The following is a 23,362-nucleotide window of genomic DNA, read 5'->3' as shown; positions in this document are numbered from 1 at the left end:
GGTTGCATTTCTTCCGCCGCCGGGCCAAGCTGGGGCGGTAAAGGTGGCATTGGTATCCCTGTGATGGACTGTGTGGACGGCCAGAAGCGGCGCGGGCCTGTCCCGGTGATCGCGATCGGCGCCTCGGCGGGTGGGGTCGACCCTGTTGAACGCTTCGTCGAAGCGGCGCCGACAGATGCGGGGTGGTGCTGCGTTGTGCTGGCGCAGCGGGCTGACCGCGACGGCGGCGCGATGCGTCAGGCCCTGGCGCGACGCAGCGACATGCCGGTGCGCCTGATGGCCGATGGCATGGCCCCCCTGGCCGATACGATCCTGATCGTCCCCCCCGAGACCCGCGCAGAATGGCGCGACGGCCTGTTTCGCCTGACCGCCCTGGGGGCCGATCAGGCGGCGGGCTTTCCCCTGATCGACACCTTCCTGACCAGCCTGGCGCGCCCCGGCGCCGGACCTGCCGCGGCGGTGATCCTGTCGGGCAGTGGCCGGGATGGGCTGCGCGGGGCGCGGGCCTTGCGGGCCGCCGGGCGCCCGGTGCTGGTGCAGGATCCCCAAGAGGCGCTCTTCGCGGCGATGCCTCGCGCCGTGCTAGAGGCCGGGGCCGCCGATGCGGCGCTGCCGGTGGCCGCCCTGCCTGGCGCCCTCGGCGCCGCCTTGCAGGGTGGTCCCGGGGCAACTGACGGGGCGGACGCCGCGCCGCCCGTCGGGGCCGGGGCGCTGCTGGATCTGCTGGAGCGCCGTGCCGGGATCGACCTGGCCGCCTACCGGCTTTCCCCCCTGCGCAGCGCCCTGGCGCAGGCCGGTCAGCGCCAGGGGCACGGCGATGCCGAGGCCTGGCAGGCGGCGCTTGGCGCCGATCCCGAGGCACAGGATGCCCTGCTGGCAGAGCTTATGGCCCAGCCGGCCGAGGGCTTTGCCATTGCGCCGCCGGTCTTGCGGGTGCTGCGCCGGGCGGTGCTGGATCCGCTGGTGGCGCGGCGCGGCCCCCGGGCCACCCTGCGGGTCTGGGTGCCCGGTTGCGGCAGCGGGGCCGAGGCCTATCGCATCGCCATGGAACTGTCCGAGGCGCTGCGCCGGGCCGGGCTGCGGCGCAAGTTCCGGGTGATCGCCACCGATGTGCAGCCCGCCGCGATCGAGCGCGCTTCGGCCGGTCTTTTCGCCGCCTCCGAGGTGCAGGGCCTGCCGCAGCGCCTGCGCCAGCGCTACCTGCGCGCCGAGGCGGGGCAGTTCCTGATCGCGCCGGGGCTGCGCCAGTCGCTGATCTTCGCCGGTCACGATGTGCTGCGCGATCCGCCCTATCTAAACCTCGACCTGATTTCCTGCCGCCACCTGCTGGGCGGGCTGCGTCCGGCGGCGCAGGCGCGGGTGCTGTCGATGTTCCTTTACGGGCTGCGGCCCGGCGGCGCGCTGATGCTGGGGACGGGCGAAGCGGGCGGGGCGGACCGGGCGCCGGGCCTGCATCCGATTCGTCCGGGGTTGAGCCTTTATCGCGTGCCCCCCGCCGCGGCGGCGCTGACGCCTGGCCCGGGGGCCGGGGCGGGCGAAGACAGCGTGGGCGCGCGGCTGATCCGCTCTTACGAGGCGCTGATGCGCCGCTATGCGCCCTCGGCCCTGCTGTTGCGCAGCAATGGCGATGTGCTGGCCTGGTACGGCGAGGCCGCGGCGCTGGTGCGCGCCGGGGACCGGGCGCGGGGGCGGCCGCTGGAACAGGTCCTGCCCGCCGATCTGGCGCGCCACCTGCGCGAGGGGATCGCGCAGATGCGGCAAGAGGGGCAGGGCCTGGGGGCGCAGGACCTGCGCCTGGTGCTGGAGGTGGGCAAGGTGTCGCTGCGGCTGGAATGGCTGGCGACCGGATCGCCCGATCAGGCGCTGATCCTGGTCGCGGTCGGCGCGCGGCAGGGGGGGCAGACGGCGAAGCCGGAGGTGGCAGGCCGCGCCCCGGCCCCGGTGGCCTCTGCCACCCCCGCGGCCCGGGGGGGCGACGGGATGCTGGCGCTCAGCAAGGACACGCTGGGCCTGGTCCTGGGCCGGTTGGAGGTGCGCGGCATCGACCCGGCGCCCGCCAATGCGCCGCCAAGCCTGGCCCCCCTGGCCCCGGCCTCGCCGCCCCCGCCCGAGGGGAGCAGCCCGGAGGGCCGGACAAAGCCCCTTCAGATGATGCCGGTGGCGGCCCAATCCGCCGACAAGCTCGCGCTGCTGGCGGGGTTGGACGAGGATATGGAGAGGATCCTCGAGTTCATGCTGACCGGGGCGCTGGTGCTGGATGCCGGGCTGCGCGTGTTGCGCATCAGCGCCCTGATGCGCCGACGCTTCGGGCTGTCGGATCGCGTCCTGGGCTGCGCGCTGGCCGATCTGGGCCTTTGTCTGGACGGCGCCCCGGTCGAGGATCTGGCCCGCGCTGTACTGCGCCAGGGCCGTCCCCTGCGCAGCCTGGGCGCGGTGTCACGCGGCCCGGGCGCGACCCCGCTGCCGCCGCCGGGCGGGGGCGATCTGACAGAGCTGCGCGGCCAGTTGATCGGCCCCGAGGCCGGGCAGGGCGCCCCCCCGGACGCCGAGGCGGTGGCCCTGGTGCTGACCTTCGCCGGCATCGGCCCGGGCGCGCCGGGGCCCGGGGCCTGATCCCCCGGCCCCGGCCGCCGCGCCTAGTAGGTCATCAGGTCGAAAGAGAAATCCGCCGCGTCCAGATCGGCAAATTGCACCCCGGCCAGCAGCACCGAATTGCCCAGCCCGTCCGAGATCAGGACAGACCCGCCCAGGTCCTGCACATGGTTGGTCATCAGGTCGTTGTAGTCGCTGATCTGCGAGACGCGCGGGTCGAAGTTGATCTTCTCGAAATCGTTCAGCGCATCGAAATCGCCAATCGTGTCCTGCCCGTCCAGGGTTCTGAACCGGAACAGATCCGCGTTGAACCCGCCATAGAGCAGATCATCGCCCGCCCCGCCGGTCAGGCTGTCGAACCCCGCATTGCCATAAAGCGTGTCATTGCCCGAATCTCCGTTCAGACCGTCATTGCCGAGGCCGCCGAACAGCCGGTCATTCTCGGAATGACCGGACAGGGCGTCATCGCCGGATCCGCCGAACAGACCGTCGTTGCCGTCCCGGCCGAGCAGGCGGTCGCTGCCGGCCCCGCCAAAGAGCCGGTCCAGCCCCTCGCCGCCGTCCAGCATGTCGTTGCCGCTGTCGCCAAAGAGGTTGTCGGCCTGGCGCCCGCCGTACAGCCAGTCGTCGCCGCTGCCCCCCTCGAGCCGGTCGAAACCGCCTTCGCCATACAGAACGTCACGCTCTGATCCGCCGTACAGACGGTCTTCCTGGGTGCCGGCGCGCAGGGTGTCGGCCCCCGTGCCGCCATAGACATAGTCATTGCCGCCGTTGGCATAGAGAGAGTCGTTGCCCTCGCCGCCATAAAGGTTGTCGCTGCCCAGCTCGCCGATCAGCGTGTCGTGGCCCGCGTCGCCGTGCAGCTCGTCGGCATTGCTGCCGCCGTTCAGCAGATCCTGGCCCTCGCCGCCATAGATCGTGTCGAATCCCGCGTCGGTGGTGATCAGGTCGTTGCCCGCGTCGCCATGGGCCAGGTCGTCGCCGTAACTGCCGCTGAGGGTGTCTTCGCCCGATCCGCCATAAAGCGTATCGTCGCCCGACCCGGCATACAGCGTATCCTGCTGGCTGCCGCCGGACAGCATGTCGTCCCAGGTGCCGCCACGCAGCAGATCGCGCCCGGCATCGCCCAGCAGGTCATCCTCGCCCGCGCCGCCTTCCAGCGTGTCATCGCCGCTGCCGCCTTGCAGGTTGTCGTTGCCGCGTCCGGCCAGGATCAGGTTGTCGGCCCCGTTGCCCGCCAGGGTGTCGTTGCCGTCGCCTGCGGCGATATGTTCGATCTGGCCGTCGAACTCGGTCCACAGGGTGCCGTTCACCCGCAGGGTGGCGCTGTTGTCTTGCAGGCTGATCTGGGCGTGGCCGGTGACGGCGGCGGCGTTGATCCAGTCGGTGCCGCCGTTGCCGTCGCTGACCTGGCCGCGGGCGGCCTCTTCATCCTCCAGCTCGCGGAAATCGTCGGTGAAGGTGTAGATGTCGTCGCTGTCCAGGCGCTGGCCCTCGAACTCGATCCGCACGTTGTTCACCCGGCCCTGGTCATTGGTTTCCGTATCGCGCACCTCCAGCGTCCAGGTGCCGCCATCGGTCATGCCGCGCAGCGAACTGACGCCGAAGGTCCAGTCGCCCGTGTGGCTGCCGCCGCCCTCGTTCACCCGCAGCGGCACGCGGTAGCCGTCGGGCGAAACCAGGGTGAAGACCAGGTCGCTTTCCCAGTCGTGATCGTAGTCGATGGTGACATAGGCATGGTCGATCACCATCGTCGCGGCCCCGGTGTTCAGCGCCACCGAGGTGGTGGCATGATCGGTGATCGCCTGGCTGCCGCTGCTTTGCACCGTGCGCGCGGTCAGCGTGTCGGCGGTGTCGGGCTGCATCCGGCTCCAGACCTCGGCCATGCGCACGGCGGCGTGGGCATCGACCATGCCGTAGCCGTAGCTGCTGGCATAGCTCATGCCGCCGCCGTTCCAGGTGCTGGCGCCATTGGCGCCCCAGGCGTCCCGCTCGTAGCCGCTGGCATTGGCGCCATAGGTCGAGCCGGTCTGCGCCGCCGAGGCCGCCAGGATGTTCTGCACGTCGCGCCAGTGCAGATCCGGGTTGGCCTCGAGCATCAGGGCGGTGACCCCGGCGGTGACCGGCGTCGCCGCCGAGGTGCCGCCGAAACTGGTGGTGTAGGAGCCGCTGCTGTAGCCCGCGCCGCCGCTGCGGTCGGTGGTCACCGCCGCCGCGGGCGCCGCGATCAGCAGGCTGTGCCCCCAGTTGGAATAGGAGGTGACATAGCCAGAGGAGGTGGTGGCGGCCACGGTGATGATCTCATGCAGGTTGTTCAGCCCGTCGCCCGCGGCATTGCCCAGCATCCCCTGGGGCACGCCGCCGGAATCATTGGCATAGTTCCCCGCCGCCTTGAGAAAGATGGTGCCCAGCCCGTCGCGCCCCTGGGCGACGGCGGTTTCGATGGCGGCGCGTTCGCGACCCGCCTGCTGGCTGGGTTCGCCGATGTCGGTATATTCCTGATAGCTGGGCACGCTGCCCCAGGAATTGTTGATCACGTCATAGCGCGCCGCCTGTTCCAGCACCGCCAGGTAGTTGGTGTAGCTCAGGTCGAACGCGTCGTTCAGGTAGTCGACCCCCACCAGGGTGGCGCCATAGGCCACGCCCACGCCGCCGACGCCATTGTCCGCCGCGCCGATCAGCCCGGCCACCGCCGTGCCGTGGCCGTCGCTGCTGCTGTTGGGGGTGGCATCGACCAGCGACAGTTCCGCCCCGGCGTCGTAATTCGCCGCCAGGTCCGGGTGCCCGGCCTCGACCCCGTCGTCATAGACCGCCACGGTGACACCCCGGCCGGTATAATCCTCCCAGACGTCCTCGATGTCGCCGATCTGGCGGAAATGCCATTGCGAGCCGTAAAGCGGGTTGGACCCGTCGGGCATCGGCGCGGGTGGGATCAGCGGATCTTCCGAGGTCGTCGGGCGCTCTCCGTCCAGGCCGATATTGTCGGGGCCGGTATCGCGCGGGGCGTGGGGGGGCAGGGGGTGCGGCTGGATCTGCGGGGCAAGCAGGGGCATGGGATTCTCCGATGTCCGGGTCAGGGTGCTCTTGGGGATAGGCGCAGGCCGGTAAACGGGGTGGTTAATCCCGCCGCGCCCGATAGCTGGCCCTTTAGGCGCTTGGTTAAGGTTTCCGGAACTTTCTGCGGAATTTGAGCCGAACTCGGCCCAAGCGCCCAGATTTCGCCGCCTCTGCGCTGCGCTGCCGGGCGCATTCCCCGGGCAGACAGATCCCTGTGTGGGATCCTGTGTGTGATCGCGGCGGGCAGGCCGTTGGGTCGCCGCCCGGATGGGGTGAATGATGGGCCAATTGCAGTTTCAAAACAGCATCTTGCTGTCCGGTGCCGGGGCGAAGTTCGACTGGGGCATCACCGATCTGGTGGTCGATGAGACCAGCGAGGGCACCATGCTCTATTCCCTGACCCGGGCGGGGGGCGGCATCGCCAGCTACAGCCTGACGGGCAGCGGCGCCACGCTGCTGGAAACCGACGAAATCGCGGAAAATCGTCTGCAATTGACCCTGCCGGAACTGGAGATGATCGAGGTTGGCGGCAAGACCCTGGCCGGGGTGATCGGCCTGACGGGCAGCGCGATCGAGACCTGGCAGCGCCAGGAAAGCGGCAAGCTGACCTGGGGAACGGATATCGAGGGCGACGGGTTCTCGCTCGGTCGGCTGACCGAGTTGGAAGTGCGCGGCGATGGCGCGGGTGGCTCCTGGGGCTATGGGGCGCTGTCGGGGGGCGGGCTGGTGCGGCTGGACCTGACCACCGGCCATGCCACGGTGACCGAACTGGCGCGCAGCGGCGCCGGGGTGGGGCACGCCGAAAGCGACCTGTTGCTGACCTCGGCCGGGGGGAACGATTTTGTCGTTGCCACCTATGCCACCGGCGACGTCCTGAGCGTTTATCGGGTCGAGCCCGACGGCGGGCTGACCCGCACCGCCGATATCGGCGCCGAGAACGGCGTGTGGATCGACGCGCCCACGGCGGTGGCCGATCTGACGGTGGGCGGCGAAAGCTGGCTGGTGCTGGCCTCGGCGGGGTCGAACTCGCTGACCGTGATGCGCCTGGGGGCCGATGGCAGCGTCACCCCCACGGATCATGTGATCGACGACCTGTCGACCCGGTTTCAGAACGTTACCACCCTGGAGACGGTCGAGGTGGGCGGGCGCGCCTATGTGCTGGTCGGCGGCGCCGATGACGGGCTGACCCTGTTCGAACTTCTGCCCAATGGCGAGCTGTTCCACCATTGCACCATCGAGGATCGCACCACCCTAAGCCTGGCCAATGTCGGCGCCATCGCCACCGCCGTGTCAGGGGACGTGCTGACCATCTTTGCCGCGGGCGAGGGCAAGGCGGGCATCACCCGGACCGAGGTCGACCTGTCCAGCGCGGGCGAGGCGCTGGCCGGGGGCGCGGGCAACGACACGTTGCAGGGGGGCGCGCTGGATGATGCGCTGACCGGCGGGGCGGGCCACGACCTGCTGCGCGGCGGAGCCGGCGACGACATCCTGGTCGACGGCGCCGGGCGCGACACCCTTCAGGGGGACGCAGGCGCCGATGTCTTCGCCCTGTCGCTGGACGGCGAGGTTGATGTGATCGCCGATTTCGAACGCGGCACCGACCGGCTGGACCTCAGCCGGATCACCCATCACAGCGACCCCTCGCGCCTGATGTTCATCAGCCGCGACTGGGGGGGCGAGTTCCACATCGGCGACGAGGTGATCGAGGTGCACAGCGCCGATGGCAAGCCGCTGTCCTCCTCCGATTTCGGCGCCGACACCCTGTACCTGCTGTCGCGGCTGTCGCTGGAAACCTATGTGCCGGGCGAGGTGGGCCGCTTCCTGCAAGGCTCGGCCGCGGCGGATGTGCTGGAGGGGGCGGGGGCCGACGACACGATCCGCGGGCTGGCCGCCGCCGACCGCCTGTATGGCGGCGATGGCGACGACAAGGTCTATGGCGATGAGGGCGACGACCGGATCCACGCGGGCAACGGCAACGACCTGGCCGAGGGCGGCGCGGGGATGGATATTCTGACCGGCGACGCGGGCTTCGACACCCTTTATGGCGGCGATGGCGGCGATTTCATGAACGGCGGCGGCCAGGCCGACCGTCTTTATGGCGAAGATGGCGACGACCGGATGCTGGGCGAGACCGGGCAGGACAACCTTTATGGCGGGGCGGGCACCGACCGTCTGCTGGGGGGCGACCAGAACGACCGGCTGTACGGCGGCGCTGATGACGACCTGCTGCGCGGCGGCATCCACGAAGACCGCCTTTATGGCGACGCGGGGGAGGATCTGCTGTTTGGCGATGGCGGCTTCGACTACCTCGAAGGGGGATCCGGCGACGATGTCCTTTACGGTGGCAACCAGGCCGACAACCTCTACGGCGGGGTCGGCAATGACGAGCTGCACGGCGATCAGGGCTTCGACCGGCTGTTCACCGGGGCGGGCGACGATGTGGCCTATGGCGGCGAGGGGCCGGATGCGCTTTTCGGTGAACAGGGCAACGACCTGCTTTATAGCGGCACCGGCGGCGATCGCATCTGGGCCGGCGCGGGGGATGACACGCTTTACGGCGGCTCGGGCGATGATGAGCTGGCGGGCGGCTCGGGCTTTGACCGGATCGACGGGGGCGCGGGCGACGACCGCCTGTCGGGGAATTTCAACGCCGATATCTTCGTCTTCGCCGATGGCTTCGGCGATGACACGATCAGCGATTTCGACGCGACGAACGATCTTGAAAAGATCGACCTGTCAGGGGTTTCCGCCATTACAGACTTTGATGACTTGATCCAGAACCACGCCTTCGACGTGGGCGGCGCCGTTCTGATCGCCGGGGCCAATGGCGACCAGATCCTGTTGCAGGGCGTGTCCCTGTCGGATCTCGACGCCAATGACTTCCTGTTCTGACCGGCCCGGGCGGTGGCAGGGTCAGAGGGGCCAAGTCAGAGGCCGGGATCCTGGTAAACGAATCTACAGGTTTCGCCCCTAGACCAGCCTGATCTGACGATCAGGAGGTCATGACATGGGCGCAACGGACCGTCCGGCCCTTTTCGGGGATCTGTTCCTCAGCGCCGGGGCGATGAAGGCGGGGACGACCTGGCTGTTTTCCGTGCTGGAACAGCACCCGGATCTGCATTTCACCCCCGAGAAAGAGCTGCATTATTTCTACCACCGCTATGTGGACAGCCGCCAGCTGTCCGACCGCAACCGCCTGCGCCTGGCGAAAGAGCGCTATCTGGATCGGTTCGACCCCGAGCGTGCCAATCCCGACCGGGTGCGGCTGAACCTGCACTGGGTCGCGGCCTATCTGTCGCGCCCCGTGGATGACCTGTGGTATCGCGGCCTTTTCACCCGACCACGGGGCGAGACCTGGGCCTGCGATTTCTCCAACCTCTATGCGCACCTGCCCGCCGAGGCCTGGCCGCGCATCCGCGCCGATTGCGACCGGCTGCGGGTGATCTACACCCTGCGCGACCCGGTCAAACGGCTGTGGAGCCATGTGAAATTCCACCTTCAGGTGACCGGCCAGCTGGATCAGCTGGGGCAGTGGTCGCCCGCGCAGCTGAACCGCTTTCTGCGGCAGGATTTCATCTGGTCCAACGCGGAATACGGCGCGGCGCTGCGACGGATGCGGGCGGGCCTGCCCGAAGACAGTCTGATGCCGCTTTTCTACGAAGAGATGCGCGCCGCGCCGCGCGCCTGTCTGCGCCGGATCGAGGATTTCCTGGGCCTTGCCCCCATGGACTACCCCGAGGCGCTGATCGCGCGGCAGGTGAACGCCTCGGCCGCGCTGCCGATGCCCGATTTCTTCCGCGATCTGGTGGCCGAGGACGTGACCCGCATCGCCGCCGAGCTGCGCGCCGCGGGGCTGACCCTGCCCGACAGCTGGGGGCTGTAGCCTCCCCGGAGCGGAGCCAGCCCTAGTTTGCGCGCGTGGCGACGGGCGCGCCTCCTCGGTGCCCTCCTTGGACGCGCCGGGGGCGTCGCACGGGGCGGGTCCTTTCTTGCGAAATGGCGAGGCAGGCGCCCGCAAGCGGTGCGCTGTTCGGCATGGGGGCGGATGATCCGGTGGGTCGTGGGGCTGTTAGAAGCTGCCGGGTCGCGTTGTCCGGCTACGGACAGGGGGAGAGGGCAGGCAGAGGGGAGGCTTGCACGTCGGCCTGAGCGGACGTGCGTGGTGGCGTCCCGGCAGGACTGGGCCAGGCCCTTCGGGCCGGGCGCGCCTGCTTCGGTGCCCTCCTCGGGCGCGTCGGGGGCGTCGCGCGGGGCGGGGGCGTCGTGCGGGGGCCCTTTGTTGCGGGCGGCGAGGCTCTTTCCCGACATCGGCTCGCCTTGCGGCCTGGGGGCGGAGGGCCCGGTAGGGGGCAGGCGGCGGGAGCTGGAGCGCGTCGCCCTCATCTAAGCTCGGCGTAGAGGGCAAGCGTCGGCGCGGCCGGGAGGGTCGGCGCCGGTGGAACGCCCGTCGCGGCACCCCGCCGGTTACGGGTCAAGCCCTCTGCCTGGGGCGGGGTCAGGCCCGGCGGGCCGGGCGCGCGGCGGCGGGCGCGCCCTCCTCGGTGCTCTCCTCGGGCGCCAGGGCGGCGTCCTGCGGGGCGGGGGCGATGTGCGGGGCGGGGGCGTCGTGCTGGGCAGGCTGGGGCTGAGGCCAGGCGCCTCGGGGTTCGATCAGCGGGGCGGTGAGGGCGACGAAGGCCTGGGCCTGTTCGGCAAAGCCCGTGACAGGCACCGGCGCGCCGTGGCGGTCGGCCCGGTCCAGCGCATGGCGGATCTCGCGCCGCAGCGCCTCGGGCCCGGCGCCGAGGGGCAGCATCCGGCCCCGATCCGGCCCCGCATGTTCCACCGTGCCGCCACTGTCGGTCTGGATCACCCGCACCCCGCGGGCCAGGGCCTCGCGCAGGGTCAGGCCGAAGGTTTCCTTCCATTGCGAGGGGAAGAGCAGCACGTCGACCTCGGCCCAGAAGGCATCCATTCCGGCCTGATCGTAGCGCGGCACCACCTGGCAGGCGCCCGGCAGGGCGTCCAGCGCCACGCCGTCCCACCAGCTGCCCTCCAGCGCGCCATCGACCAGCATCAGGCGGAAATCCTCGCGCCCCAGCCCGGCCAGGGCGTCACGGATCAGCGGCCAGCCCTTCAGCTGCGACGGGCCGCCGCAAAAGGCGAAGGTCAGCCGCGGATCGCGGGCGCGGCGCCGCGCCTGGGCGGCGGCGAACCCGGGGCCCGGTAGGGTCACCCCGTTCTGCCAGATCGCATCCGGGGCCCCCGTCAGCCCTGAGGCGCGCGAAAGGTCGCGGGCGAAGGCCGAGGGGTAGGTGACCAGATCGGCCTCGGCCAGGGCGCGGGCCAGGTGGCGGGCGCGGCTGCGCGCGCGGTCATGGTCCAGCACGCAGCCCCGGCAGCCCTCGATCCGCACCGGCGCCTGGCCGCAATAGCGCCCGTCGGGGCGGACCATGAACTGCCGCTCGCAGAGCCACCAGAAATCATGCACCGAAACCACCACCGGCACCCCCGCCTCGCGCCCGGCATGGATCAGGCCGCTGCCCATCTCTTGCAGGCAGTGCAGGTGCAGAAGGTCCGGCGCCAGGCTGTCCAGCAGGCGGCTGACCACCTCGGTCACCTGGGGGTTGGTATACTGCGCCGCATAGCCGCGCCCGGGGGGCAGGTTGATCAGGTAGTTGGGCACCGGGCCTGCCTGGACCTTGCGCAGGGCATAGGGGGGCAGATCGGCGCGGCTGACGGCAGAGACGGCGCTGACCTGCCAGCCGTGATCGCGGGCCAGGTGCCGCGCCACCTCCTCGGCCACGATGGTGGCACCGCCGTAGGTATGGGGGGCGAAGAAAATATTGCCGACCAGCAGATGCGGCGCCCTCATGCCATCACCCAGCGGATCAGCTCGGGGTCGGTGACCGGCGCGTCCAGCCGCGCGGCCCAGCGGGTTTCCAGATCGGCGCGGGCCTGTGCGCCCATGTGGGCCAGGCGCGCGGGGTCGGCGGCCAGCGCTTCCAGCGCCTCGGCCCAGTCGCCGCCCTGGGGCACCACATGGCCGGTCTCGCCCTCGCGCACCATGGCGGCCATGTCCGACACCGGGCTCACCAGGCTGGGCAGGCCGACCGAGGCCGCGTCGATCACCCGCACCGCGCTTTTGCAGCGGTTGAACAGGTCGTCGGCCAGGGGCATCAGCGCCAGGTCGCAGCCCGCCAGGTGGCTGAGGTAACTGTGATAATCGGTGAAGGCGTGCTGTTCGATCTGCGGATGCAGATCGGGCGGCAGATGCGCCCGGTCGAAGTGGCCCAGGATTACCAGCCGCCGGGTGGGATCGCCCTGCAAGACCGCCTGCACCTGCGGCGCGATGGTGGCGAAATCCACCTCGTGCCCGTGCGAGCCGCTGGCAAAGCACAGGCGCAGCCCCCCTTCGCCCGGGGCGCGCGCGCTGCGGGGGGGGGCGGCCAGGGTGGCGCGGTCGGCAAAGTTGCGGCGCAGAAAGACCGGGCGGGGGGTGAAATCGCGCGCGTGGTCCTGCAAGCCGGGGGTCGAGACGCTGACCGCGTCGGCCAGGTTCATCACCTCGGCGATAAAGGGCGCCTCGGCCAGGAAGTGCTGTTGCAGATCGCGCGGCAGCGCCGTCATGTTCTGATAGCCCGCATAGGCGGGGACGGAAAACAGTGGATCGTCAATGTCATAGAGGATGGGCAGGCGCAGGCGCCGGGCCTCGTACAAATGCCGGGTGACCACGGGCTGGCTGCGCAGCCGGTAAAGGAACAGATGCGTGGCGTCTTGCAGGATATCCATGCAGCGCGGCAGGTCCTCGTAATGGGCATAGCTGTAGTCGGCCCCGGTCAGCGCCAGGATCTCGGCCAGCTGTTCGACCCGGTATTTGCGGCATTGCGGCAGGTTCAGATCGCCGATCATCGCCACCTTGCGGCGCTGGCGCAGCACCGGCGGGCTGGCCACGCGAAAGGCGCCGCGGGTGGCGCTGTCATGCCAGAAGGCCTGCACCTCGTCCGGGCCGCGCCGGGCGGTCCCGGCCCCGGCGGCCTGGCTGGGCGCCTGGTCATGCAGGGCGCGGCGCAGCCACAGCCGACTGCGGCGCCAGGCGCTGCGCAGCCCCTCTTCCGACAGGATCTGCACAAAGCGGCGCCCGAGGCGCAGGGACAGGGTGAGGGTCGTCAAATCGCGGTCCTTCTGGAGCTTTGCCACCCCTGATACGCGCTGGGCCGTGAAGGAACGGTTTATGGCGACGGATCGGCCGCGGGGCGCAGATCGGCGGCTGCACACCTCCTGTTAACGCCCCTCGGTCCAGGATTGCGCCAGAGGGCCGCCGGACGCGCGGCCCACCAAAGGAGAACGGCGGATGCTGATCCTGATGGGCCTGCTGAACGGGGCCCGCCATCTGGAGGCGCAGTTGACCAGCCTGCTGGCCAGCGGCTTGCCCACGTGGGAGCTGCGGGTCAGCGACGACGGCTCGACCGACGCCAGCCGCGCGGTGCTGGCGCGCTTTGCCGCCGGGTTGGAGGGCAGCGGGTTCCGTCTGCGTGTGGGCGACGGGCCGGGGCGCGGATTTGCCGCCAACTATCTGACGTTGTTGGCGGATCTTCCCGAGGTGCCTGGCTGCGTGGCCCTGGCCGATCAGGATGACATCTGGCTGCCCGGGCGGCTGGCGCGGGCGCGCGATCTGTTGGGCCGCGTGCCGGGCAGCCTGCCGGCTTTCACCTTTGCCCGACGCATCGACTGGTTTCCGCAAGCGGGGCGTTTTCGCCCCTCGGCGCCGTTGCGCCGCCGCCCGTCCTTCGCCAATGCCCTGGTCGAGAACGTGGCCTATGGCAATACCCTGGTGCTGAACCCGGCGGCGGCGCGGATCGCGCGCCGGGCCGCGCCCCTGGCCGAGGGGATTTATGCGCACGACTGGTTCCTCTACCAGTTGCTGACCGGCGCCGGGGCGCTGTGCCTGGCGGATCGGGCGCCGGCGCTGCTTTATCGTCAGCATGGGGGCAATGCCATCGGCGCGGCGCGCGGGCTGCGGGCCTGGGCTGGGCGCAAGGGGCAGGTTCTGCGCGGGGTCTATGCCGAGCGGATGACGGCGCAGATCGCCGCGCTAAGCCGCTGCGAGGATCTGCTCTTGGATGAAAACCGCGCCGTGCTGGGCCAGTTGCGCCGGGCGCGGGGCGCCGATCTGCCGGAACGGCTGCGCCAGCTGCACCGCGCGGGCCTTTACCGGCAAAGCTGGCAGGGCAATCTGGGCTTCTGGGGGGCGGCGGTTCTTGGTCGGGTCTGAGGGGCAGGAGGCGCGCCCGAAGGTGCTGTTGATCGGCGGCGACGGCGGCCGGTCCGGCGTGCCGCGCCATCTGGAGCATCTGTTGCGGGCCTGTGCCGGGCAGGCGCGATTCGTCGTCCTGTCGGAACGCGATCGCGGCGGCTATGCGGCCCTGCGCCAGGGGGCGGTGCGGCATATCTGCCTGGCGGGTCTGGCCTCGCGCGCCCGGCCCTGGCAGATGCTCCGCACCGGGCGCTGGCTGGCCCGGCTGATCCGGCGCGAGGCGCCCGATCTGGTCTGGGCCCATGCGCGAATGGCGGTGGTGTTGCTGCACCTGCTGGTGCTGGCGCAGGCCCTGCGGGGGCGGCTGTGGCGCCCCGGGGCCGAGGAGGGCCCGCGCCCTGCGCTGGCGATCACCTATCACGGGCTGCCCTTCGGTGTGGGCCACCCGGCGCCACTGTCCCGCGCCGCGCTGTGGCTGGAACGGCTGGCGTTGCGCCACGGCCCGCCGCGCTGCCTGATCTTCCTGTCGCCAGAGGCGCGGGCCGGGTTCCGCGCCGCCGTCGGGGCCGAGGTCTGCGCGCGCCACCGGCTGGAATGCCTGGCCAACAGCTCGACCGTCGGGCCCCTGCCAGAACGGGAGGCGCCGCAAGAGGGGGCCGCGGCCCTGCGCCAGGTCCTGGTCACCGGGCGGCTGTCGCGGCAGAAGAACCTGGCGCGCGCTCTGCGGATTTTCGCCGCCTTGCCCGGCAGTTACCGCATCCGTTTTTGTGGCGAGGGCACCGACAGTCACGCCTTTCGCCGTCTGGCGCGGCGGGTGCTGGGCGATGCCGCGCTGCGGCGGGTCGAGATGCTGGGCCCGGTCGAGGATCTGCGCCCGCTATATGCGGAGGCGGATGTTTTCCTGCTGGCCTCACGCTATGAGGGCCAGCCGATCGCGGCGCTGGAGGCCTTCGAGGCCGGGTTGCCCCTGGTGCTGCCGGACCTGCCGGAATGCCGTGCGATGGCGGCGGCCCATCCCCATGCGGCGCTCTTGACCGGCGCCATTGGCGCCGAAGACCCTGCCGAGGATGCCCTGCGCCTGGTACAGCTGGCCGAGGGGCAGGTGCGCGGGGGCGCCGCGCGGCGGGCGGCGATCCATGCGGCCTGGCGGCACCACGCGGGGTTTGCCCGATGGTCGCGGCAGATGGCGGCGCTTCTGGAGAGACTTCTGCCCTCCGCCGCCACCGACAGCGGCACGGCCCCGCCGCCGCCCCGGGCACCGGATCCGGGCCAGGTGCTGCCCTTCCCCCTGGGCCGCAAGCCACCGCAGGACGCGGCCCCGAAATCCGGCAGCTGAGGGGCAGAGCTGAGGCGCCAGGGCGGGGCAGGGGCCGGGCCGGGGGGCACGCCTGCTCCGGTGTCAGGCGGTGTGTTTCAAGAGACGGTGTCAGGCGGCAGACCCAAGGGGCCGGCTGCCGGAGGTCAGACTGGGCGGGTCATATCGTGGGGCCTGGGCACCGGGAGGGGCATGGGGGAGCTAGCGCCCGGCACAGAGGCTGGCGCCCGGATCAGGCGTGAGCGAGCCGGGGCCGGTGCTGCGACAGCGGCGCCGGGGTCAGCCGCCGAGGGCCGGGCCGTAGCGCAGCACCGGCAGGGTGACGGCAAAGCGGGTGCCGCGGCCCAGCTCGGACTCGACGCTCAGGTCGTGGTTCAGCAGGGTGCAGGCGCGTTCGACGATGGCCAGGCCCAGCCCCATCCCCTCTGACGCGCTGGCGGCGGAATCCAGACGCTGAAACTCGCGGAAGATGTCGCGCATCCGGTCTGGGGGGATGCCGGGGCCGGTGTCGATCACCTCGATGGTGACCCGCTGGCCGCGCCGCCGGGCACCCATCAATACGCTGCCCTCGCGGGTATAGCGCACCGCATTGGTCAGCAGGTTTTGCAGGATCCGGCGCAGATAGGTCGGGTCGCTGGCCACCACCGCGGAGGTTGGCACGACCCGCAGATCCAGCCCCTTGGCCCGCGCCTCGGGGGCCATCTCATCGGCCAGCTGGCGCATCAGCCGCGACAGCGAGACGCTGCCCACATGCACCTCGGTCCGCCCCGAATCGAGGCGCGAGATGTCGACCAGCGCATCCATCAGATGTTCCACGCTTTCCAGCGCCCGCCGCGCCTTGCCCAGGATCGGCGCCGCCTCGGCCGAGGCCTCGTCTTCGGCCGAGGACAGGAACAGCTTGGCCGCCGACAGCGGCTGCAACAGGTCGTGACTGGCCGCCGCGACAAAGCGCGACTTGGTCTCATTGGCCAGGGCCGCCTCTTCCAGCGCCGCCTCCAGCTCTTCGGTGCGTTCCGACACCCGCGCCTCCAGCGCCTCGTTGAGGAAGCTGAGCGCGCGCACGGCGGCGCGTTCGTTGGTGATGTCGGTGAAACTGATGACGAAGCCGCGGTCGGGCATTTCCTGGGCGAAGACCCCCAGGGTCAGGCTGCCGTCGCTTTCAATCTCGAAGCTGAGCGGCGGGCGCCCGTCCTCGCGCCGGGTCCAGGCGCGGACCATGTCGCCTTCGATGCCGTCGGTGAAGGTGAAGCTTTCGCTCATCCAGTCCACCAGCTTTTCGGCGTGGATGCCCATGTAGAACATGCGCAGCGGGAAGGCGAGCATCTCGCCCACCCGGCGGTTCCAGCCGACCAGCCGCGCCTGGCGGTCGAAGATGCAGACCCCCTGGTCGAGATGCTCCAGCGTGGCGCGGATCAGCCGGGCCTGATCGTCCAGCATCCGTTCGCGTTCCTGCCGTTCGATCCGCATGATGTCGGTGACATCGGTTTGCAGGATGACGATGCCGCCGTCGGGGGTGCGGTGTTCGCTGACCTGCACCCAGCGGTTCCAGTTCAGCCGCACGTTCAGCCGCAGGTTCTGGTCGCGGTGCCGCGACATGCGGCGGCGTTTCCACTCTTGCCGGGTCTCGCCCGGCGGCAGGGTCAGGTGGGGCGAGCGGCTGACCAGATCGATATATTCCTCGAAGGTCATCCCCGGGGTCAGGGCGGCGCGCAGGTCGGGCATGTGCATTCCGAAGCGCGAATTGCACAGGATCAGCTCTTCGTCGCGGCTGAACAGGGCAAAGCCCCCCTGCACCGCCTCGATGGCGTTGATCAGGTTGGTCTGCACCGCTTCTTTCTCGCGGTAGGAACTGGCCAGGCGCTCGTTCGAGGCGTTCAGCAGGTCCAGCGTCTCTTCCAGCTCGCGGGTGCGCGTATGCACCTCCTGTTCCAGCAGGCTGGTGCGTTGCAACTGGGCAAAGGTGGCCTCCGACAGGTCGGGCTGCTGTTCGACGCGGCGCATCAGCGCCTCGGCGATGCTGTGCAGTCGCGCGATCTGGACGTCGGTCGGTTCCGACGGGTCGATGAGGTCCGAGATCGGGGTCATGGGGCGGCCCCGTGGATGGGCGGATAGAGGGCCAGGCCGGTCAGGCTGTGGTTCAGGTGGCGCCCGCCCAGGTTCTCGGCCCGGCTGGACAGGCCGAAGACGCGGTGCTGCGCCAGGATCTGCGACAGCTGGGGCAGGGCGCCGCGCTGGGCTGCCTCGATCCGTCGCAGATGCGAATCGAAGGCCAGGATCGCCAGCGGCGCGGCGCCATCGGGCCCCTGCCGGGCCAGGCGGGTCAGGTCGCGGTCCAGGCTTTGGGCCATGTCCTCGGCCCGGGCCAGGGTCAGCACCATGCCCTCGCCCACGGCCGAGTGGAATTCCAGCCCGCCATGGGGCGTCGCGCGGCGGATGGTGCGCATGAAGTGCTCTTGCCCGACCCGCACCAGGGCCGGGTGGGCGATGAAATCCTCCAGGCCCATGTGCGCGGGATCAAGCCCCGCCAGCCGGGCGTATTCGTGCGCCGCCGGGGCGCCGTTGATGCCGCGCACCAGGCGGAAGGCCGGATCGGCCCCGGTGACGACCATGCGCCGCGCCGCCGGGATGAAGTGATCGCTGCGGAAGGGGCGGACCGGGCAACGCCCGCGCACCATCAGCAACAGGGCCGCGCAGCCTGGCCCGCCGGTGCCGCAGAACAGCCGCGGCGCGGCCGGATCTGCGGCGCTGTCGCCGGGGCCGTCGGTGGCGCCCAGGGTGGCGCCGATCATCGGGATCGGCCCCAGGGCCGAGGCGATGCGCGCGGCCACCGCCTCGTCCGGCAGGCGCTGCGCGTCGATCAGCAGCAGGGCGAAATCCTCGGTCCAGCCGGGCACCTCGCGTTGCAGGGCGCTGCGCGCGGCCAGGATGCGGCGCACCAGCGTTGCGGTGGCCTGGGCCTCGGTCTCGGTGAAGGCCAGGGTGCGGGCGCGGAAATGGCTGCGGGGCAGGCCCAGCCCCATCACCCCGCCTTCGGCATAGCCGCCGGGGCCGATCTCGCCCGCGCCGATGCAGCTGATGACCCGGCTGTCGCGAAAGGCGCTGCCCCGGGCGTGCAGCCGGGCCAGGCCCGCGGGCGAGGAGGTGAACAGCAGCGTGCAATCCAGATCTTCCGGGGCCAGGACCCGGGCCAGCTGCTGTGCCGCGTCGGGGGCCGAGGCCGCGACCGACGCGGAACGCAGGATGCGGGGCGGGTCGGTTTCGGGGCCGTGTGGGGCCTTCCGCGCCGGGGCGGGTCTGTGCCGCAGCGGGCTCGCCTGGGGGCCGGTGCCGGCATCGGGCGCGGCGGTATCGGGGGCGTCGCCGAGGTTCGCCAGCGCTCAGCCCTCCCGTTGCAGGACGTGGCTGAAGCTGGCCTCGCTGGCCAGCAGGGCCGCCTGGGTGCGGCTTTGCACCCCCAGCTTGCGCATGATCGCGGTGACATGGGCCTTGACCGTGGTCTCGGCGATCGACAGTTCGAAGGCGATCTGCTTGTTCAGCTTGCCCGCCTTGATCAGGTCCAGGATGCGCGCCTGCTGGTTGGTCAGCGTGGCCATGCGCGCCAGAGCCTCGTCGCGGTCCATGGCGCCGCTGTCGTCCGGGCTGTCACCGCTGCTCAGGTAATCCTCGGGCACGAAGGGCTCGCCCCGGCGCAGCTGGTCAAAGGCGGTGCGGAAGACCTCGCGGTCGCTGTGCTTGGGGATATAGCCCGCCGCCCCGGCGCGGATGGCCGAGGCGATCAGCCGGTCTTCGGCCATCGACGAGACCACCACCACCGGCACACTGGCGGCATTGCGCAGCCGCACCAGCCCGTCCAGCCCGGTGACGTCGGGCAGGTTCAGATCCAGGATCACGATGTCGGGCACGCCCTGGGTCTGCAACAGCTCCAGCGCCTCGCCCAGGGTGGCGGCCTGGCGAATGTCGCTGATCCCCGCCACGCTGCGCAGGGTCAGGGCCAGCGCGTCACAGAACAACGGGTGGTCATCGACGACCAGCGCGGTATCCATGCGGTTATGATCCATGGGCGTGTCCCTCCGCCTCGACTGATCTGATGCTACATGACGTCCGGCGTTCTGGCAAAGGCGCCCGTCCACATGGCAATCGATCCACAACCTATCGGTGACTCACAATAGCGTCTCTCCGCCACTACGACTTTAGTCGTATGGCCTCTGCCCCGATGGCGGGCCTAGCCTTCTTGCCAAGGCAGCTATGGCCGCGGCGGGAGGGCCGCGTGACCTTGCGCCACCTAGGGAGGAAAGAATGAAAGTCACCATGCGCGTCAATGGCCGGCCGGTCAGTGGCGAGGCCGAGGGGCGCACGCTCCTGTCGGCCTTCCTGCGAGAGGAGCTGGGTCTGACCGGCACCCATATCGGCTGTGACACTTCGCAATGCGGCGCCTGCACCGTTCATGTGGACGGCAAGCAGGTGAAAAGCTGCACCATGTTCGCCGCCGAGGCGGAGGGGGCCGAGGTCACCACGATCGAGGGGATGGCCAATGCCGATGGCTCGCTCTCGGTGATCCAGCAGGCCTTCCAGGATCATCACGGGCTGCAATGCGGCTTCTGCACCCCCGGCATGGTGATGGCCGCCGCGGCCCTGCTGGAGAAGATCCCGCAGCCCACCGAGGCGCAGATCCGCCACCACCTGGATGGCAACATCTGCCGCTGCACCGGCTACCACAACATCGTCAAGGCGATCCTGGCGGCCTCGGGCCAGCCGGTCGCGATGGCGGCCGAGTAACCCCCGGTCCCGCGCCCGGAGGAGGGGCGCGGCCCGTCAGGCGCATTGCGCGCCGCCACGGATCCCGTGGCACACCCAAGGGAGGAGAGACCATGCCCAAGGACGGCATCGGCGCCAGCGTGAAGCGGCGCGAAGATCTGCGTTTCCTGACCGGAACCGGACGTTACACCGACGACATCAACCTGCGCGGCCAGGCCTATGTGCATTTCCTGCGCGCCGATGTGGCCCATGCGAGGCTGAACGCCGTCGACACCAGCGCCGCCGCCGAAATGCCCGGCGTGCTGCGCATCTTCACCGCCAAGGATTTCGAGGGCGTCGGCGGCCTGCCCTGCGGCTGGCAGGTGACCGATAAGCACGGCCAACCCATGCAGGAGCCGAAGCACCCGATCCTGGCCGAAGGCAAGATCCGCCATGTGGGCGAGATTGTCGCCGCCGTGGTGGCCGAGACCCTGGACCAGGCCCGCGATGCCGCCGAGGCCATCGAGCTGGACATCGAGGATCTGCCCGCCGTCATCGACATGAAACAGGCCGTGGCCGAAGGCTCGCCCCTGGTGCATGACGACCTGACCTCGAACCTCTGCTACGACTGGGGCTTCGTCGAGGAAAACAAGGCGGCGGTGGAAGAGGCCTTTGCCAAGGCCGCCCATGTCACCACGCTGGAACTGGTCAACAACCGCCTGGTCGCCAATCCGATGGAGCCGCGCGTGGCCATCGGTGACTACGCCCTGCATGACGACAGCTCGACCCTCTACACCACTTCGCAGAACCCCCATGTGATCCGCCTGTTGATGGGGGCCTTCGTGCTGGGCATCCCGGAACACAAGCTGCGCGTCGTGGCGCCCGATGTGGGCGGCGGCTTCGGCACCAAGATCTTCCACTATGCCGAAGAGGCCTTCTGCACCTTTGCCGCCAAACAGCTGCGGCGGCCGGTGAAATGGACTTCGACCCGGTCCGAGGCCTTCATCTCGGATGCGCACGGGCGCGACCATGTGACCACGATCCAGCTGGCCCTGGACGCCGAGAACAACTTTACCGCCCTGCGCACCGACACCTACGCCAACATGGGGGCCTATCTGTCGACCTTCGCCCCCTCGGTGCCGACCTGGCTGCACGGGACGCTGATGGCGGGCAACTATCGCACCCCGTTGATCTACGTGAACGTGAAGGCGGTCTTTACCAACACCGTCCCGGTGGACGCCTATCGCGGCGCCGGGCGCCCCGAGGCGACCTTCCAGCTGGAACGGGTCGTGGACAAGGCGGCGCGCGAACTGGGCGTCGATCCGGCGGAACTGCGGCGGCAGAACTTCATCCGCAAGGACCAGTTCCCCTATGCCACCCCGGTGGCGGTGGAATACGACACCGGCGATTACGAGGCGACCCTGGACAAGGCCCTGGCCATGTCCGACTACGCGGGCTTCGAGGCACGGCGCGCCGCATCGGCGGCCCGGGGCAAGCTGCGCGGCATCGGGCTGTCGCATTACATCGAGGCCTGCGGCATCGCGCCCTCTAACCTGGTGGGCCAGCTGGGCGCCCGGGCGGGGCTTTACGAATCCGCCACGGTGCGGGTGAACGCCACCGGCGGCATCGTGGTCATGACCGGCAGCCATTCCCATGGCCAGGGGCATGAAACCTCCTTCCCGCAGGTGGTGGCCGACATGATCGGCATCGCGCCGGATCAGGTCGAGATCGTCCACGGCGACACCGCCAATACCCCCATGGGCATGGGCACCTACGGCTCACGTTCCATCGCGGTTGGCGGCTCGGCCATGGTGCGGGCGACGGAAAAGATCATCGCCAAGGCAAAGAAGATCGCCGCCCATCTGATGGAGGCCGCCGAGGCGGATATCGAGCTGAAGGACGGCGCCTTCAGCGTCGCGGGCACCGACAAATCCGTGGCCTGGGGCGACGTGACCCTGGCGGCCTATGTGCCGCACAACTACCCGCTGGATGACATCGAGCCGGGGCTGGAAGAGACGGCCTTTTACGATCCGGCGAACTTTACCTACCCCTCGGGCTGCTACATCTGCGAGGTCGAGGTGGACCCCGACACCGGCCGGGTCGAGGTGCAAAGCTTTGTCGCCGCAGACGATTTCGGCAATGTCATCAATCCGATGATTGTCGAGGGCCAGGTACAGGGCGGCGTTGGCCAGGGCATCGGCCAGGCCCTGTTGGAAAACTGCGTCTATGACGCGGACGGCCAGCTTTTGTCGGCCAGCTACATGGATTACGCCATGCCGCGCGCCTCGGACCTGCCGATGATCGAGGTCGATCATTCCTGCCAGACCCCCTGCACCCACAACCCCCTGGGGGTGAAGGGCTGTGGCGAGGCCGGGGCCATCGGCTCGCCGCCCGCGCTGGTCAATGCGGTGGTCGATGCGCTGCAACGGGACGGGAAAGCGGTGACGCATATTGACATGCCGCTGTCGCCCGCCAGAGTCTGGGCCGCGATGAACGGCTGAACCGAGAGGGAGGCTGTGGGGCCCGGTCCGGGCCCCGCGCCGCGATCTGAGGGAGAACACCCATGTATAATTTCGACTTCGTCCGCCCCTCTTCGGTTGAAGAGGCCGTCGCGGCCCTGACCGATGACGAGGCGCAGCCCCTGTCGGGCGGTCAGACCCTGATCCCGACGATGAAACAGCGCCTGAATGCGCCCGGCACGCTGGTCAGCCTGCTGGGAATCGAGGCGCTGAAGGGGGTCAGCAGCGAGGCGGGCCGTGTCACCATCGGCGCCGCCACCACCCATGCCAGTGTCGCCGCCGAGGTGGCGGGGATCTATCCGGCGCTGGCGGCCCTGGCGGGCGGCATCGGCGATCCGGCGGTGCGCAACCGTGGCACCATCGGCGGCAGCCTGGCCAATAACGACCCGGCGGCCTGCTATCCGGCCGCCGTCCTGGCCTCGGGGGCGACGGTGATCACCAATCGCCGCGAGATCCCGGCGGACGACTATTTCGAGGGCATGTTCGCCACCGCCCTGGAAGAGGGCGAGATCATCACCCGCGTCACCTTCCCGATCCCCGAGGCGGCGGCCTATGTGAAGTTCGAACAGCCCGCCTCGCGCTTTGCCCTGGCCGGGGTCTTCGTGGCGAAATTCGCGGATGGCGTGCGCGTGGCCATCACCGGGGCCTCGGAAGAGGGCGTGTTCCGCTGGTCCGAGGCCGAGGCGGCGCTGTCGTCGGACTTTGCCGCCGGGGCGATTTCGGGCCAGTCGCTGGACGCCGAGGGCATGATGTCGGACCTGCACGGCACCGGCGCGTACCGGGCGCATCTGGCCAAGGTGCTGACCGGGCGCGCGGTGACCGCGGCGGGCTAGGCGCGGCTGCCGGTTGGTGCATTGTCATGCACCCTACGCGGGGACGATCCTGCGGCACGGACAGATCAAAAGGGGT

General features: G+C 70.2%; 14 protein-coding genes. 8 read left to right on the top strand and 6 right to left on the bottom strand.

The annotated features are described in order from the left end of the window. The first annotated feature begins 63 nt into the window (after positions 1–63). Positions 64–2,613, top strand: a complete 2,550-nt coding sequence (locus ACRARE_RS04475) for a chemotaxis protein CheB (RefSeq protein ID WP_432655206.1) — start codon at positions 64–66, stop codon at positions 2,611–2,613. Between the two features lie 23 nt (positions 2,614–2,636). Here the strand turns inward: ACRARE_RS04475 and ACRARE_RS04470 are convergent, their stop codons facing one another. Then, positions 2,637–5,645: a S8 family serine peptidase gene (locus tag ACRARE_RS04470; RefSeq protein ID WP_432655205.1), complete on the bottom strand. Its 3,009-nt coding sequence runs from the start codon at positions 5,643–5,645 to the stop codon at positions 2,637–2,639. 280 nt (positions 5,646–5,925) lie between these two features. Here ACRARE_RS04470 and ACRARE_RS04465 point away from each other — a divergent pair, with 280 nt between their 5' ends. After that, complete coding sequence (locus ACRARE_RS04465; RefSeq protein WP_432655204.1) at positions 5,926–8,541, top strand: calcium-binding protein; 2,616 nt, start codon at positions 5,926–5,928, stop codon at positions 8,539–8,541. A 115-nt stretch (positions 8,542–8,656) separates the two neighbouring features. Further along, positions 8,657–9,532, top strand: coding sequence for a sulfotransferase (locus tag ACRARE_RS04460; protein ID WP_432655203.1), 876 nt, complete (start codon positions 8,657–8,659; stop codon positions 9,530–9,532). Positions 9,533–10,144: 612 nt separating this feature from the next. Here the strand turns inward: ACRARE_RS04460 and ACRARE_RS04455 are convergent. After that, complete coding sequence (locus tag ACRARE_RS04455) at positions 10,145–11,503, bottom strand: glycosyltransferase (protein ID WP_432655202.1); 1,359 nt, start codon at positions 11,501–11,503, stop codon at positions 10,145–10,147. Next, complete coding sequence (locus tag ACRARE_RS04450) at positions 11,500–12,801, bottom strand: glycosyltransferase (protein WP_432655201.1); 1,302 nt, start codon at positions 12,799–12,801, stop codon at positions 11,500–11,502. Before ACRARE_RS04450 ends, ACRARE_RS04455 begins: the two co-directional genes overlap by 4 nt. Before the next feature lie 181 nt (positions 12,802–12,982). On the opposite strand from ACRARE_RS04450, the gene ACRARE_RS04445 reads away from it, so the two are divergent. Both ACRARE_RS04445 and ACRARE_RS04440 read left to right on the top strand, forming a co-directional pair. Then, positions 12,983–13,903 carry a glycosyltransferase gene (locus ACRARE_RS04445; RefSeq protein WP_432655200.1) on the top strand — a complete coding sequence of 307 codons (921 nt, stop codon included), beginning with the start codon at positions 12,983–12,985 and terminating at the stop codon, positions 13,901–13,903. 22 nt (positions 13,904–13,925) lie between these two features. Then, positions 13,926–15,221, top strand: a complete 1,296-nt coding sequence (locus tag ACRARE_RS04440; RefSeq protein WP_432655199.1) for a glycosyltransferase — start codon at positions 13,926–13,928, stop codon at positions 15,219–15,221. A gap of 258 nt (positions 15,222–15,479) precedes the next feature. Here the strand turns inward: ACRARE_RS04440 and ACRARE_RS04435 are convergent, their stop codons facing one another. The 3 genes from ACRARE_RS04435 to ACRARE_RS04425 all read right to left on the bottom strand — a co-directional run bounded on the left by ACRARE_RS04435 (position 15,480) and on the right by ACRARE_RS04425 (position 19,258). After that, positions 15,480–17,285 (bottom strand): sensor histidine kinase, encoded by a 1,806-nt coding sequence (locus ACRARE_RS04435; protein ID WP_432655198.1) that lies wholly within the window; start codon positions 17,283–17,285, stop codon positions 15,480–15,482. Next, entirely contained in the window at positions 17,282–18,349 is a 1,068-nt protein-coding gene (locus tag ACRARE_RS04430; RefSeq protein WP_432655653.1) for an FIST signal transduction protein, read from the bottom strand. The genes ACRARE_RS04435 and ACRARE_RS04430 overlap by 4 nt, the downstream gene beginning before the upstream one ends. A 228-nt stretch (positions 18,350–18,577) precedes the next feature. Next, on the bottom strand, positions 18,578–19,258 hold the full coding sequence (locus tag ACRARE_RS04425) for a response regulator (RefSeq protein WP_432655197.1): 681 nt from the start codon (positions 19,256–19,258) through the stop codon (positions 18,578–18,580). 238 nt (positions 19,259–19,496) lie between these two features. On the opposite strand from ACRARE_RS04425, the gene ACRARE_RS04420 reads away from it, so the two are divergent. The 3 genes from ACRARE_RS04420 (at position 19,497) to ACRARE_RS04410 (ending at position 23,286) form a co-directional block, all read left to right on the top strand. Next, positions 19,497–19,976 (top strand): (2Fe-2S)-binding protein, encoded by a 480-nt coding sequence (locus ACRARE_RS04420; protein WP_432655196.1) that lies wholly within the window; start codon positions 19,497–19,499, stop codon positions 19,974–19,976. Between the two features lie 92 nt (positions 19,977–20,068). Further along, on the top strand, positions 20,069–22,435 hold the full coding sequence (locus ACRARE_RS04415; RefSeq protein ID WP_432655195.1) for a xanthine dehydrogenase family protein molybdopterin-binding subunit: 2,367 nt from the start codon (positions 20,069–20,071) through the stop codon (positions 22,433–22,435). Between the two features lie 62 nt (positions 22,436–22,497). Further along, positions 22,498–23,286, top strand: coding sequence for an FAD binding domain-containing protein (locus tag ACRARE_RS04410; protein WP_432655194.1), 789 nt, complete (start codon positions 22,498–22,500; stop codon positions 23,284–23,286). The last annotated feature ends 76 nt before the right edge of the window (positions 23,287–23,362 follow it).

Source organism: Pseudooceanicola aquaeponti (assembly GCF_050897975.1).
GTDB lineage: Bacteria > Pseudomonadota > Alphaproteobacteria > Rhodobacterales > Rhodobacteraceae > Pseudooceanicola.
This window is presented reverse-complemented; position numbering and strand designations above follow the sequence as displayed.